The sequence below is a fragment of the Bradyrhizobium sp. Ses1 genome, from assembly GCF_059512365.1.
This window is the reverse complement of the sequence record NZ_JCAMOQ010000045.1, coordinates 65,649-78,880: the sequence shown is the minus strand read 5'-3', so window position 1 is coordinate 78,880 and position 13,232 is coordinate 65,649. Positions and strand designations below refer to the sequence as shown.

Below are 13,232 nucleotides of genomic sequence, written 5' to 3'. Positions count from 1 at the left end.
TTGCGCATCGAAGTCCCCCGTGCCGAATCAGTTCGGTCCAAGGGAATCAGAGTGCGCTAATTAGGTACAGACCCTAGTCAAAGCTACGACGCAGCGTCAATGAGATGACGCCGCCACGTTCGGCGGAAACCAATCGTTAGGACGCCGTCCGGACCGATGTTCGCGGCTTCGATTCGTTCCTTGAGAACGAAATGAAGTCAGATGCAGAACAGTCGAAGGCAAGATGCATCGCGACGGAAAACAGCATGCCCTGCCGTTGGCGCGCTAGTCGCCTTTCTTGCCATCGCTCGGAGGCGCAGGCCTCGGTGGCGGTGGGCTGCCCACGCTGCCGGGGGTACCGCCGGTCCGGGCTCCAGGTTTGAGTGGCGGCGCGCTTCCGCCCACGGCGCCTGTTGCAGCGGCCGGGTCTCCAGGCCGGGGCGGCGGTGGACTGCCGACGCCTTGCGCAAACACCTGAAGTGGCGCGAGTGCGAGAGCTGCGGCGATCAGCATGGAGAGCTTACTTTTTGACATTCGCTTCTCCCAATGATGTCCCACGATAACCTTCAGGCCAGGTGCGAAGTTCCTCATCGACCCATCCGATCGATCTCCGCCGCAGCGAGTTGCGCGATATGCAGATCGATCTCCGCCATCGGATCGCCGTCGCCCAAGTACCAGGCTGCAGACAGACCGGTCCAAGCCAGAATCCAGCGCAGCAGGCGAAGCCGGTCGAGCTTTGCGGCTTCTGCGATGATGTCCAGACGCCGTGCAAAGCGGCCCGGCACGGTGGCCACCGGCCGCGTCGGGTCGGCGAGATCGGGATTGGTGAAGATGTTGGCGAAGTCGAAGCCGCGCTCGCCCATGATGTGCTTGGGATCGATCGCGAGCCAGCCGCGCGCGCCAAAGTCCAGCACGTTGTCGTGGTGCAGATCGCCATGCAGGACGACGATGTCGCGCTGATCGCGGAGCAGGGCTTCGGCCGTCTCGGTGCAGCGGGGAAGAATCCCGCCGTAGGTTCGCGCGGCTGGCGCGAGTTCGCGAAACCATTGCGCCAGCGGTATCAGCTTCGGCAAGGCCTTGGTGCGGGGCGCATGAAGGCGGGCGGCTGTCCGGCACAAAATGCGGCAGGCCTCATCGTCCTGCCCCGTTCGGGCCATGTCGCTGAGAGAGGCCGGACCGGTGGCGCGCTCCAGCAGCAGCGCGTGTTCGTCGCGCGCCAGCACGCAGGCTGCGCCGTCTCCATCCCACCATTCCATGACCGCGCCGCCGAGGCGTTCGTCCTCCTCGGACGACAGCTTGAGCATGGCGGGTTCGCCGTGCCGTAGCACCGGCAGCAGCCGCGCCGCATGGGTGACAATGGGTTCGCCATCAGGGACGAGGTGCCATTTTGCGAGATATGAATCGAACATCCGATGAGCGTATAGCGGCGTTTATCGTGTTGTTCACGCGGTCGTGTAGAGGTAATTCATCGTTATTTTCGCACGAGCGCGATGCATTCCCTTGCGCCGCTTGGCGACGCGCCGATTTCTGCGATTTGCGCACAAGTCTTTCAAGCGCGGCGCGCTTTTTCCGAATCGGTGTTCCGCGATAGCTCTGCTGTCAGATCAGTTGCAGCCATTGCGAGTCAGGCGGGCATGTCCCTCAAGCGATTACCAGAACCACGCTGTTGCGCGGGCGATGATTGCTGCCGTGATCCTCACCAAGGCAGTTACGGAGAAACAAGATGACCAGCCTCAAAATATCAGTCGCTTCGGCCATGCTGCTTTCGGCGCTGGCGGCGGCGCCGGTGTTCGCGCAGCAAGCGATTCAAGAGCCCGGCCTGCGGGCATTCTATTACCCGAACTCGGACGTGCTGAATTCCGGCGCGAGCGCAAACAAGCTTGTGAATGACGCCAGCGCCTATGCGGCAATGGAAGGCGGTCGTGCTTCGCAATGCGCGCCGCGGGTTCGGTCTCAGAAATCCGGATCGCGAGCCGTTGCTGCAGCGGACAATCGGCAGCTTCGCTGCGACTGATGCATCGTCGGTCCTGAATGTCGAACGACAGTGCGGGTTCGCTTTGGCGGCCCGCGCTTCACACGCTGAGAGCTGGAGCGCTTTGGTCGCTTCCCTGGTTCCGGATCGCGCCCGGGTCCTCGGAAAGCAAAGCGCGAATTTCTCGCAGCTCTTCCAGGATGAAATTCAGCACCACGCGCGTGCGCGGCGCAAGATGTCGGCGTGAGGAGTAGACCAGGCTGAGCGGAATGTTCGGCGACGGGAAGTTGTTCAAGACGCGGATAAGCTGGCCACTGCGCAGATCGTCGAACACGTCGACCAGCGTGAGATAGGCAATCCCGTATCCGCCTCTGGCGGCCAGATGCACAGCGCTGCCGTCATTGGCGAGGAATCCGCCCGACACGCGAAATTGCTGGGTGCCTTCGTTGGTCACGAACGTCCACATATCCGAATTCTGGCTGGTGGCGTGCACGATGCAGGTGTGCTCTGCAAGTTCGGCGGGCAAGGAAGGCTCGCCATGCTTTTCGATATAGCTCGGCGCCGCCACGGCGACGCGCGAAATCGTGCCGGCGTGACGAACGACCAGCGATGCATCTGATATCTCGCCGGCGCGCATCGCGAGATCGAGACGATCTTCGATCATGTCGCCGATCCGATCGCTCACCACGAGCTCGACCTTCAGTCCCGGGTGATCCGCCAGCAACTCGGGCAGACGCCGCGCGAGGAAGCGACCTGCGGTCCCCGTCACGCCGACGCGGACCAGGCCTATGGGAGAGGCGCTCTGTCGTCCCACGGCGGTCAGCATGCCCTCGACGCCGTCCAATATCGGTCGCGCGAGGAGGACAAGCATCTGTCCGTCATCGGTGAGGCTGATCTTTCGCGTGGTGCGATGGAACAAGCGAACGCCGAAGTGCTCTTCGAGCTGCGAAATCTGGCGGGCGACCGCGGCCTGGCTCACATCACGCTCGCGCGCGACGGCGGAAAACGAAAGAACTTCCGCTACGCGTACGAGAATGCCGAGGCTGCCGAGAAGGTCCATCGCCGGTGCGCCTGTTCTCTAAGGCTCTGCCACCTGCAGACGTGCTTTCTCCAGCCTTTCCTTGAGAGAGAATAGTTTTCCACTGAGCTCATCGAGTTCGCCGGGCGCGAACTCCGCGAAGATAAATTCAATCAATGAATCTCGTCGCGGTGCCAATCCTTCCAGATGCTCCAACGCTCGATGCGTCAGCGACAGGTTGACGATTCGTCCGTCTCGTCGCGATGTCTTTCTCTGGATTAAGCCCTCTTTCTCAAGGATTTTTGACTGCGTTGTGACAAACGACGCTTCGACGTTCAAAATTTTCGAGACGTTGCCGACCGACAACCCGTTGTCGTCGGCGGCATCGGCGAGGATCAGCATGATCTTCCATTGCGGGCCGGTGATTCCGAGCGTTTTCGCCCAGGACTGATAGAGTTCATCAAGAGATGCGTGGAGCGACGCGATTTCCCGACCAAACTGTCGAATAGAGTCTCGCTTCCTCATTGCGAATACATCTGCTCCGTTCATTGGTCATGTCACCGAGTGTAGCTTGGCTGCAACAAGATCGATTTTGTTGTCATTTGATAATGGTGTTATCTAGATCATGACAAATAAGTTCGTTACTTATGCTCGGGCAAGGGGGCTGGTTGGCTCGACGCGATAAATTTTCCGTCAGCTTGAGACACTTGTAATTGGGCATTACGCGAGAGCGATGGGTCTCAGGCCGCTCGTTCCGCTTCGACTGACACCAGTCCGTCAGATCAGGAGGTTGCAATAAAATGACTGTCGTTAGGACATTCGTACTTGGTGGGGCCGCAAGCCTCATCACTCTGGCGGGCGCGCAAGCGGCCGATCTTCCGGTGAAGGCGAAGGCCGTCGAATATGTGAAGGTTTGCTCGCTGTACGGCGCCGGCTTCTGGTACATCCCGGGCACCGACACCTGCATGAAGATCGGTGGCTATCTGCGCGTGGACGCGACCTTCAACGGCGGCATCCATGGCACCCCGGCGTGGAACGGCGATATCGGTCAGGGGAACCGTTATCGCGATTACTTCGCCGCTCGTTCCCGTATGGCGCTGACGATCGATACACGCACCGCCACCGAATATGGCGTGGTCCGCACCTTCGGTCAGGCCGACTTCCAGTTCTCGACGCTCGGCGGCAGCACCTACAACCCGAACTCGATCAATACCGGCTTGCCGGTTGCCGGCTCGCAGTTGCTCGACACTCCCGGCGGCGGCTATGTCGCGGTCGAATACGTCTTCATTCAGTTTGCCGGTTTCACGTTTGGTAAGTCTGCTTCCGCCTACGCTACTCCGTGGCAGGGCTTCCCGGGCAACATCAACTCCAACCTGCTCGGCGGCCAGAACACCGACACCGGTGTGAACAACATCCAGTACACCGCGCAGTTCGGCAACGGCATCTCGGCCAGCATCGGCTTGGATGATCCGACGGTCTGGGATCGCACCGCGGTCTACAACCTGTCGCTGCCTCTGAACGCGACGTTCAATACGGGCAACGCCTATGCGGGCGTTCACGCGCCTGACGTGGTCGGCAACATCCGCATCGACCAGGCTTGGGGTCTGTTCCAGATTTCGGCCGCGGCGCATGAAGTGAGCGGCTCCTACAACACGCTCAACGCACTCGGCGCACCGGCCGGCGGCGTGGGTCTGCCGGGTGCGGCACCGACCGGAGCGTCCGAGCTTTCCGGTCACCCTGATACCAAGTGGGGTGGTGCGGCGATGATCGGCGTGAACATCAAGAACATCCCGACCGGCCCCGGCGACGACATCAAGTTCGACGTCAGCTACGCCAAGGGCGCGACCAAGTACGTGATCGCCACCTCGTCGTCCTCGCCGAGCTTTGCGATCTTCGGCGGCGGCGGCGCGGGCGCCTATCAGAGCATCGGCTTCGGTGCCACCACCGACGGCGTCTACCTGCCGGTCGCGGCCGGTGGCGACGGATCGTTGCATCTGACGGAAGCCTTCGGCGTCCGCGGCGCCTTCAACCACAACTGGGATCCGTACTGGTCGACCAGCCTCTTCGGCAGCTATTCGGCGGTCCGGTATGATGGTGCGGCGAAGGCGTTCATGTGCCTCAACTACACCACGCCGGCCAAGGCGGTCAGCGCGAATTACGTCTGCAATCCCGACTTCAACGTCTCGCAGCTCGGCGCGGTCACCCGCTGGACCCCGGTCAAGAACCTGACCTTCTCGGCCGAATTCCAGTGGTTCCACCTCGACCAGAGCTTCCAGGGCTCCGCCGTCCTGGGCCCGTCGGCGCCCAAGCCTTCGGCCCGCTACGAGTTCAAGGACCAGGATACCTACCTGCTCCAGCTCCGCGCGCAGCGTAACTTCTGAGGACAAAGAGCCGCAGCGCAGCTCGTCTGCGGCTCCAGATCATGATCCGATTAGACCAATCGGATCATGGTCCATCTATCTGTTTGAGCATGATCTCCGCGCAAACGCCTCGCGTTTGTCGCGAGGGAAACCGGTTTCCACTTTTCCGGATCATGCTCTAGCCAACGTCAACAGAGACCTGCCGCAAACAGATCTTCGTGTTGACCTCCAGGGACCTCCGGCGATGCCCCGCCGGAGGTCTTTCCTTTGAGATGACATATTATTCACGTGACATGGTGTCCGCGCGACATATTGTTGTTGCGCGTGTTCCGCTTTTGCTCATATTTTATGCAGAACCGGCCGGTGAATTTCGATTTTCGCTCTGGCGTTTCCTATGGCGGCCGATGCAGCATCCCGCGCCCTGTCGGCGCTCCAGGGTCGCTTCCAGAAGGAGCAGTCGGGGGCGCCGTCGGTCATGCCCATCCTGTCCCGCGAGCATATTGAACCAGCAGAAATGTCTTACCTTGACGATTCCCTTGGCTATGCCCTCCATCGGGCACAATTGGCGGTGTTTGAGGGAATTCTTCAGTGTTTCGCTGAGTCCGACGTAACGGCTGCGGAATTCCTGGTGCTTGTGGTGGTGGCGGAGAACCCCGGCATCAACCAGGCTGATCTCGCCAAGAGCCTTGAAGTGGAGCGCCCGAGGATCGTTCCGACCCTCAACAGCCTGGAACAGCGCGGGCTAGCCAAGCGGACCCAAGTCGCGCAAGATGCCCGCGTCAGACAGATCCATCTCACCAAGAGCGGCCATCAGCTCGTGAAGGTGCTGCAACGGCGCGCCCGGGACCATCAGAAAAGGATCATGGCGCGGCTCGACGAAACCGAGGCAAAGGTGATTCTCTCCTGCCTCTGGAAACTTGCAGGGCGGGATTGTCCGGACGAAGAGCGCGTCCGTCGGAACGGAGCGCAAGTCCGCAGCGTCTGAGCCTTCGCCGCGAACGTGCTGTGACCATCGCTGCCGTTTCTCGTTTTCGCTGCGGCTGACGATCACGCCTGGACGTTGATCAGCTTCGCCGCGGTCAGGCCGAGGATGTCGGCCTTCTCCTCGTCGCTCAATGACGTGCATGCGAAGACGTGGTCGACCGGCTGCAACTGCCACGGATACGGATAGTCGCTGCCCAGCACGAGCTGGGATGCGCCGACCTGCGCGGCCAGATGCCGGATGGCCTCCGGCGTGAACACCAGCGAATCGAAATAGATCTGCTTGAGATATTCGGTCGGCCGCTTCTTCAGCTTGATGTCGGGATTGCAATTGGCCGGGCTGACCAGGCAAGCGTGATCTGCACGATCCGCATAGGAAGGTAGATAGCCGCCGCCATGCGCGGCGATGATCTTCAGGCCGGGGAAGCGATCGAACGTGCCTTCGAAGATCAGGTGTGCCAGCGCGATGCTGGTCTCGGTCGGGTAGGCAACGAGGTTGGAGAGCCAGCCGTTGCCGGCAAGATGCTTGTTCAATTCCGCGATCCCCTGCGGGTGGATGAACAAGGGGACGCCGAGCTCTTCAGCCTTGGCCCAGACCGGGTGAAATTTGGGATCGGAAAACGGCATGCCCTCGACCATGCCGCCGATCGCCGCGCCTTTCAGCCCCTGTTTCCTGACCGCCGTCTCCAGCTCCTTCACCGCGAGATCGGGCGCCTGCAGCGTCAGCGACGCGAAGGCCGCAAAACGCTCGGGCTTGGATGCACAAAGCTCGGCCAGCTTTTCGTTCTGCATCTCTACGATCTTGCCGGCGAGCTCACGATCGCGGCCGTACCAGAACGGATTGATCGACAGCACTTCCATGTCGACCGCCTGCGCGTCCATCGCCGCCAGCCGCTGATCGAGATTGATGAAGGCTTCCTCGGCGCCGCGCACCGGAGGCACCTGGATCTTGCTGGCATCGTTGCCCAGCAGTGCGCCGGCTTCCCGGATCTGGCAATGCGCGTGAACGTCGATGGTCTTCACACGCTTGCCGCTGACACTGACTGGCAGCGTCTGGCGCGCCGGCTGCTGCGCGTGCGCGCTGCGCAACAGGCCGCAACTGCAGAACATGATGCTGGCGGCAGCGCCGCCCTTCAAGAAGTTTCGACGGGTGGTCACGCGGGTTCCTCCCAGTTCTATTTTTGAAGTGTGCAAGGTAAGGTAGAAAACGCGGCCTCAACAAGGCAGCCGGTGCGCACAAAATGCAACCGCGGCAACTTTTCAGAGGCGCTTCTCGAAGAACGTGTCCGGATACGGATCGTCGTTGAAACGCTCGATCTCGTTCCAGCCGCTGTTGCGGTAAAGCCGCTGCGCCTCCGGCAGCGCGCTGTTGGTATCGAGACGCAGGACCTTGATGGACAATTCGCGCGCGATGTCCTCGGCGGCCCCCATGAGACGATGTGCGAGCCCAAGGCCGCGCGCTGATGGTGCGACCCACAGCCGCTTGATTTCCGCGATCTCGCCGCCACCGCCCTTCAGCCCGACGCAGCCGATCGGCAGGCCATCCGACATCGCGACGAGGAACGCGCCGCGCGGGCGGATCATGTCCACGGCTTCCGGATCGCGGGACAGCGAGACGTCGAAGCCGTGCTCGAAGCGGCGCGCGAGCTCGGCATAATATTCGCCGAGGCAATATCTGGCGTCCTCGCGCCTCGGGTCGATTTCCTCGAGCACGATGCGGCCGCGCCCGAGCGCGGAAGCGACCAGGTCCATCGCGCGCAGAAGTTCTTCCTGCCGCGAGTGGCGGGCCAGGACGTCTTTGGCCTGGGCGTTGGAGAGCGCTTCATAAGCGCGGAATTCGGAACGGCCGGCCTTGGTCAACCGGGCGACGCGCCGCCGTGCATCCTCGGGATGCGGCACGGTCTCGATCAGGCCTTCGTCTTCCAGGCCGCGCAGCAGGCGACTCATTAGGCCGGAGTCGAGGCCGAGATAGTCGCGGATCGCCGCGACATCGGACTGCCAATGCCCGATCGCGTTGAGCACGCGGGCGCTGCCGAGCGGGCGTCCGCGCCCGAGAAAGGAGGTGTCGAGGGCGCCCACCTCGGAGGTGACGGCACGGTTGAAGCGGCGGACACGCGCGATGGGATCGAGCGGCATGATATCTGACTTTAGTCAGATAAATTGTTCTGTCAATCCGGCGGGAGATCTGGGCTGAAGCCCTGCGCACTGCGTCATGTCGTTCGCCAGATCCGGGCTCGCCAGCAGGCACTTACCGCGCCCGTTAACCCAACCTCTTAACAATCCGTAAACACCTGCAAGCGCAGCCTCCGCACCGGAGGTGCAGCATGCTCATCTACCCCGTACCTGTCGAAGTGACGAAGGCGAGGGTTCAGCTTCTCGCCCATCAGATGGAAAAGGCCCCGCCTCGTGTCATCAACGAAGCCGTCCTTGACGTCTTCGCGGCCAAGAACAAGGTCGAGCGCGACGCGGTTGCCGTCGATATCAAGGCGTAGCACGCACTGACGTCTTCTCGTATCCTCGCCGCGCGCTGCCTTTGGCGCCGTTGTCTTACCGTGAGGTCACGCGAATGAAGCGGCAGTTGATCATGGCCCTCGGCGCGACGACGTTGCTGCTCGCGTCATTTGTTTCCGGGCAGCCGATGGCGCAGGACGCGGGCGCATCGGGAAAGCAACTGTTCAACAATTCCTGCCGCACCTGCCACACCACGAAAGAGGGTGACAATCGCTTCGGTCCTCACCTGCACAACATTATCGGCCGCAAGGCCGGCTCGCTGCCGAATTATCGCTACTCCGAGGCGATGCAATCTGCCGATTTCGTGTGGGACGAAGACAAGCTCGGACGCTTCATTCAAAATCCGGATGCACTGGTGCCGGGCAACGGCATGACCCCCTATACCGGAGTCCGGTCCGCCGAAGACAAGGCGAAGATTATCGCTTTCCTGAAGTCGTCCGGCCCATGAGTCCGCAGCTCCCGTCGTCGCGCGGGCGGGCCTTCAGTGCGTCGGCACGACGAAGATCTGGCCGGGATAGATGCGGTTGGGATTGCGGATCTGTTCTTTGTTCGCCCGGTAGATGACGGCATAGCGTTGCCCCGCACCGAACGCGCGCTGGCTGATGCGCCAGAGGCTGTCACCGCGGGAGACGGTGGCGGTCGTGATCTTCGGCACCACCACGGCGGAGGGCGAGCCCTTGTCGGACGGAGCGGTCGTCTGGGCAGCGGCCAGCTTGGTCGGGGCAGCTTCCGAGGGCTTGGCCTGCGCCGGCAAGGAGGCAGTCGTCAATGTGCTCGGAACGTTGAACGGCACCTCGGCGCGCGCGCGGACGGCGCCTGAAGCAGCCTCCACCTCGTCCAGCCTGATCCGGTAATTGCCTGCCGCGACGCCGGCATTGATCGCGACGGAGAGGCGACCGTTGTCGTCCGACGTCACGGCGGTGACAAAGCTGTCGTTGAGATAGAGTCTCACCGCGGCGCCGGGATGCGCGCGACCGCTGACACGGAGCTTTCCGCCCGGCTCGGTCTCGACCGCTTCCACGACGATCACGCGCTCCGCCCCCGGCGTCGGGGCGGGATCCTGCGAGAGCACCTTCACAGGTTTATCCGGCGCTATCAGCGCTACGATCGGCTGCTCCTTCCCGGCAGGCTCGAGCGCCACCGCGACGCTCTGCTTGGACGCGGTCTCCTTGCCGTCCGGCTGCTTGACGCGCAGCGTCAGATCGTAATTCCCCGGCGGCAGTGGACGCGGGATCATGGCGAATTGTCCCGATTGATCGGCTACGATGCGATCGTGCAATTCGCCGTTGCGGAGCAGCTCCACCGTCGCACCCGGCGTCGCCCGGCCCGCGATCACGGCTTCGCCTGTTGGCTCGATGCGGACAACGTCGAACTCCGGCATGCCGTCGTTGCTACCCGGCGCGGGAGGCGGGCCGGTAAGCGCTGTTGCGAGGTTGGCCGCCTCCGATTGCAGGGCCGATAGAGCCGATGGTGCCTGATCGCGCTTGTCCGATGCCGAATCCTGCGCTGCAGGCGCAGACGTCGTGGCGGAGCTGGTGTCCACCGGTGGCGTTTGCCGCGCGGGAGGAATGAGGAAGAACAGCGCGACGACGCCGGCGATGGCAAATGCCAGCATCGGCACGACCATTCGGCTTATCGACGTGGCGCTCATGATGTTCATCCGTTGGCCGAATCGCTTGATGGCGCGAGGCGCAGCATAGCGGGAACAGTGCTCCCATCTGTTCAGTCCATCAAGTAGCCTTCAAATCGGTTGGTAGATTGGTCAGCCAGGCTGACCTAATCCGCCAGCGTTCCTCAGTGCGAATCCGCCAAATTGATCGCGAGCGCGATGGCGCCGACCAGGACCAGGCTCACGGCCCATACCGTCTCCAGATTGAACCAGCTTCTCGCCACATACCTCACGCCGAGATAACGATACACCAGCCACGCCAGGGATCCGCCGGCGGTGATCATGGCTGCGGTGTGGACCAGGGCGACCAGCAGCGCCATCGCGAGGTTCTGGTTGACGACGCCTGCCGCCGCCTCGTGGCCGTCATGGATGCCGGAAGGCAGGCAGAGCCCGAGATAGAGCGGCAAGATCATCAGCCCGGCGCCATGGGCGATCGCGACCGCGAACGACCACAGGCCAAGTTGTCTCGGCGGTATCCGTGCCAGTGCGCGCGGATGGCGAGGCCTGAGCAGTCGCGTGACGCCAAAGGCGATGACCAACAGGCTGGCGCCGGCCTGGATCGGGCGCTGCCACTCGACCAGCGCGATCAGGAGCGCGAACGGCAACAGCACCAGCAGCATTGCCAAGAGGTGACCGACCGACAGCGGCAAGAGCGCACTGACGAGTGCACGAGGGGATTTCTCCATCAGGCCCGCGGCGACCGCGAGCGGCCAGCCCATGCCGGGATTGATCCCGTGATAGAGGCCGCTCGCGACGATGCCAAGCCAGAGCCAGAGGATGGGCGTGTCTGCCTCGTTCAATTCCAGACCGACGGATAGCAGAAGGAGTCCGTCGAGCAGTCGCCGCCTTCGAGGCGGATCTGATGCGCGCGGTAGCCATCGGGGAAGCTCACGAAGTAGTCGCGGGCGAGCTCCAGCCCGCCCTGCGGCCCGACATTGGCCATCACCTTGGCGCCCGGCACGCCGTCGGGATAGAACTGGTCGTCCCAGCTCGAATAGAGCGAGTTGGTCCAGTACACGCGCTTGCCGTCGCGGCTGATCTCGACCATCTGCGGGCCGCCGGCGAAGGCTTTTCCATCGGGGTGTGGCGTGCGGCGCGCGATGCCGCCGATATGCACGGAGCCGGCAAGTTTCGGCTTCCTGGGATCGCTGACGTCGTATTGGCGCATTTCGCCGGTGCCCCAGCAGGCGACGTAGAGGAAACGATCGTCCATCGACAGATCGATATCGGTCACCAGCGGCGGCACCGCGCCAAAGCCCTGCAACAGCGGCGGCAATTTTTCCTTCGGTGCGGGCTCGGCCGGAATCGTCGCCGTCTTCTCGATGTGGAACTTGCCGCCCTCGCGCCACCAGGTCCAGATCGAGCCTTCGAGATTGGTGGTGTCGACGACGACGCCGACGAAGCCATATTCCCTGACCGGATCATGCGCAGGACGCACCTCGAGCGCCATCTGGTGGTTGGCGCCGAGATCGAGGGTCTGCACGTTGCGGCGGGCGCGAAGGTCCCAGAAATGCAGCCTGTGGCCGTATTTGTTCGACAGCAGATCTTCCGGCACGACGCCGTTCTCGAATTGCGGCGGCAGCGCCCATTCGCTGCTCACCATGTAGTCGCGCGGCAGATTCCACCAGAAGTCATAATGCAGCGTCTGCGGGCCGCGATCGATCTCCCAGCGCCCGAGCACGTCGAAGGTTTCGCAGTCCATGATGAAGATGCCGGGAGGCCCTTTGGTGCCGTCCTTGCCGCTGCCGCCGAGCGTCGAGACATAAATGCCGTCCGGCCCGCAATGGATCGTGTGCGGCCGCGAGTAGCCGGTCTTGTCGAACACTTCCTCGGGCTCGATGATCTTATGAATCTTTGCCTCGAGCGGCGATGGCTTTGTGTCGATCACATAGATGCGCGAAGATCGCAGTCCCGGGATGATGAGATAGCGGCGTTCGACAAAGGCGTGTCCCGTGAGCGGCGACAGCGCGGAGGAGCAGGCGTTCCAGCCGAAATGATGGAATTCATCGCCCTTGTTCGGCATCGTCACGGTATGGACGATCTGGCTGTAGGTCTTTGAGCCCGGCTTGACGTCGATCACCGCGAGCGCGTCGGGCTTGGAGAAATCGGGGCTGAGCAACAGCGTGTAGGCAAAATTCTCCGGCGGCGCTTCCATGGCAAGCTTCGGCGACGCATGGAACGTTGGGTCCGGTCTCATCGTCATGACTTCCTCCGTTATTTCGGCTTGGGCCAACGGCTCGGACGGTCGGAGCGAGGAAACGGCTTGTTCTGGGACTTGCGATCGGGGCTCCACGGGCGAGGGTTGGCAGCGCCAGCTTACGGCATCGCGCGCCTGCGCGGAATATGCTTGTGGGCGACAGCGGTGCGGCGATTGGGCCCTGCCGCGGAGTTCTTCGACAGCTGCGGAGCGTCGCACTACGCTCGGGGTCACGCCGAATGGGCAAGTATCTCTGTGATTCCGGTATTCTTCCGTCAACCAAGCTTATTCAGCTTTCGGCTAGGAATGCCTGCCAAGCTGTCGTCATTGCAAGTGGTCGCGACTGAAGAGTGATGACTTCTTCTCGAATTGTGATCCCGCTTTAGCTTCTTAGTTTGAGCATGATTTTTTCGGGGAGGCGGTAGTCACGCTTCCGGCTCATGCTTGAGCGACAGTGAATTCCGGAATGATCTGAAACCCGGACCAGCCCGGTTGGCGGTCTCTTCCACAAAGGAGGCCCCTATGCTCAAGGGCTTCGCAATTGC

General features: G+C 62.3%; 13 protein-coding genes. 5 read left to right on the top strand and 8 right to left on the bottom strand.

The window, feature by feature from the left end:
- Positions 1 to 566: 566 nt before the first annotated feature.
- Positions 567 to 1,388, bottom strand: coding sequence for an aminoglycoside phosphotransferase family protein (locus AC5ZG5_RS34865; protein WP_456645423.1), 822 nt, complete (start codon positions 1,386 to 1,388; stop codon positions 567 to 569).
- A gap of 314 nt (positions 1,389 to 1,702) precedes the next feature.
- On the opposite strand from AC5ZG5_RS34865, the gene AC5ZG5_RS34860 reads away from it, so the two are divergent.
- Positions 1,703 to 1,993 (top strand): hypothetical protein, encoded by a 291-nt coding sequence (locus tag AC5ZG5_RS34860; protein WP_456645424.1) that lies wholly within the window; start codon positions 1,703 to 1,705, stop codon positions 1,991 to 1,993.
- A gap of 58 nt (positions 1,994 to 2,051) precedes the next feature.
- Here the strand turns inward: AC5ZG5_RS34860 and AC5ZG5_RS34855 are convergent, their stop codons facing one another.
- Entirely contained in the window at positions 2,052 to 3,011 is a 960-nt protein-coding gene (locus AC5ZG5_RS34855; protein ID WP_456645425.1) for a LysR family transcriptional regulator, read from the bottom strand.
- An 18-nt stretch (positions 3,012 to 3,029) separates the two neighbouring features.
- Positions 3,030 to 3,518 carry a MarR family winged helix-turn-helix transcriptional regulator gene (locus tag AC5ZG5_RS34850; RefSeq protein WP_456645426.1) on the bottom strand — a complete coding sequence of 163 codons (489 nt, stop codon included), beginning with the start codon at positions 3,516 to 3,518 and terminating at the stop codon, positions 3,030 to 3,032.
- A 251-nt stretch (positions 3,519 to 3,769) separates the two neighbouring features.
- On the opposite strand from AC5ZG5_RS34850, the gene AC5ZG5_RS34845 reads away from it, so the two are divergent.
- A complete protein-coding gene (locus AC5ZG5_RS34845; RefSeq protein ID WP_456645427.1) occupies positions 3,770 to 5,350 on the top strand; it encodes a porin in 1,581 nt (526 codons plus the stop codon).
- A 373-nt stretch (positions 5,351 to 5,723) separates the two neighbouring features.
- Positions 5,724 to 6,314: a MarR family winged helix-turn-helix transcriptional regulator gene (locus AC5ZG5_RS34840; protein WP_051397018.1), complete on the top strand. Its 591-nt coding sequence runs from the start codon at positions 5,724 to 5,726 to the stop codon at positions 6,312 to 6,314.
- A 62-nt stretch (positions 6,315 to 6,376) separates the two neighbouring features.
- Here AC5ZG5_RS34840 and AC5ZG5_RS34835 read toward each other — a convergent pair whose 3' ends face one another.
- Together AC5ZG5_RS34835 and AC5ZG5_RS34830 are read right to left on the bottom strand one after the other, a co-directional pair.
- Positions 6,377 to 7,468 (bottom strand): amidohydrolase family protein, encoded by a 1,092-nt coding sequence (locus tag AC5ZG5_RS34835; protein WP_456645428.1) that lies wholly within the window; start codon positions 7,466 to 7,468, stop codon positions 6,377 to 6,379.
- 102 nt (positions 7,469 to 7,570) lie between these two features.
- Positions 7,571 to 8,446 (bottom strand): bifunctional helix-turn-helix transcriptional regulator/GNAT family N-acetyltransferase, encoded by an 876-nt coding sequence (locus AC5ZG5_RS34830; protein WP_496165491.1) that lies wholly within the window; start codon positions 8,444 to 8,446, stop codon positions 7,571 to 7,573.
- Between the two features lie 188 nt (positions 8,447 to 8,634).
- Here AC5ZG5_RS34830 and AC5ZG5_RS34825 point away from each other — a divergent pair, with 188 nt between their 5' ends.
- Together AC5ZG5_RS34825 and AC5ZG5_RS34820 are read left to right on the top strand one after the other, a co-directional pair.
- A complete protein-coding gene (locus AC5ZG5_RS34825; protein WP_165435279.1) occupies positions 8,635 to 8,802 on the top strand; it encodes a hypothetical protein in 168 nt (55 codons plus the stop codon).
- 92 nt (positions 8,803 to 8,894) lie between these two features.
- Entirely contained in the window at positions 8,895 to 9,269 is a 375-nt protein-coding gene (locus AC5ZG5_RS34820) for a c-type cytochrome (protein ID WP_456645430.1), read from the top strand.
- 33 nt (positions 9,270 to 9,302) lie between these two features.
- Here AC5ZG5_RS34820 and AC5ZG5_RS34815 read toward each other — a convergent pair whose 3' ends face one another.
- The 3 genes from AC5ZG5_RS34815 to AC5ZG5_RS34805 all read right to left on the bottom strand — a co-directional run bounded on the left by AC5ZG5_RS34815 (position 9,303) and on the right by AC5ZG5_RS34805 (position 12,693).
- Positions 9,303 to 10,472, bottom strand: coding sequence for a LysM peptidoglycan-binding domain-containing protein (locus AC5ZG5_RS34815; RefSeq protein ID WP_456645431.1), 1,170 nt, complete (start codon positions 10,470 to 10,472; stop codon positions 9,303 to 9,305).
- Between the two features lie 143 nt (positions 10,473 to 10,615).
- Positions 10,616 to 11,290: a hypothetical protein gene (locus tag AC5ZG5_RS34810; RefSeq protein WP_456645432.1), complete on the bottom strand. Its 675-nt coding sequence runs from the start codon at positions 11,288 to 11,290 to the stop codon at positions 10,616 to 10,618.
- Positions 11,287 to 12,693 carry a selenium-binding protein SBP56-related protein gene (locus AC5ZG5_RS34805; RefSeq protein WP_456645433.1) on the bottom strand — a complete coding sequence of 469 codons (1,407 nt, stop codon included), beginning with the start codon at positions 12,691 to 12,693 and terminating at the stop codon, positions 11,287 to 11,289. The genes AC5ZG5_RS34810 and AC5ZG5_RS34805 overlap by 4 nt, the downstream gene beginning before the upstream one ends.
- Between the last annotated feature and the right edge of the window lie 539 nt (positions 12,694 to 13,232).

Bases quoted from the DNA above. Each gene is read 5' to 3' on its own strand.
- AC5ZG5_RS34865 (WP_456645423.1), bottom strand. From the start codon at position 1,388: ATGTTCGATTCATATCTCGCAAAATGGCACCTCGTCCCTGATGGCGAA.
- AC5ZG5_RS34860 (WP_456645424.1), top strand. From the start codon at position 1,703: ATGACCAGCCTCAAAATATCAGTCGCTTCGGCCATGCTGCTTTCGGCG.
- AC5ZG5_RS34855 (WP_456645425.1), bottom strand. From the start codon at position 3,011: ATGGACCTTCTCGGCAGCCTCGGCATTCTCGTACGCGTAGCGGAAGTT.
- AC5ZG5_RS34850 (WP_456645426.1), bottom strand. From the start codon at position 3,518: ATGAACGGAGCAGATGTATTCGCAATGAGGAAGCGAGACTCTATTCGA.
- AC5ZG5_RS34845 (WP_456645427.1), top strand. From the start codon at position 3,770: ATGACTGTCGTTAGGACATTCGTACTTGGTGGGGCCGCAAGCCTCATC.
- AC5ZG5_RS34840 (WP_051397018.1), top strand. From the start codon at position 5,724: ATGGCGGCCGATGCAGCATCCCGCGCCCTGTCGGCGCTCCAGGGTCGC.
- AC5ZG5_RS34830 (WP_496165491.1), bottom strand. From the start codon at position 8,446: ATGCCGCTCGATCCCATCGCGCGTGTCCGCCGCTTCAACCGTGCCGTC.
- AC5ZG5_RS34825 (WP_165435279.1), top strand. From the start codon at position 8,635: ATGCTCATCTACCCCGTACCTGTCGAAGTGACGAAGGCGAGGGTTCAG.
- AC5ZG5_RS34820 (WP_456645430.1), top strand. From the start codon at position 8,895: ATGGCCCTCGGCGCGACGACGTTGCTGCTCGCGTCATTTGTTTCCGGG.
- AC5ZG5_RS34815 (WP_456645431.1), bottom strand. From the start codon at position 10,472: ATGAGCGCCACGTCGATAAGCCGAATGGTCGTGCCGATGCTGGCATTT.
- AC5ZG5_RS34805 (WP_456645433.1), bottom strand. From the start codon at position 12,693: ATGACGATGAGACCGGACCCAACGTTCCATGCGTCGCCGAAGCTTGCC.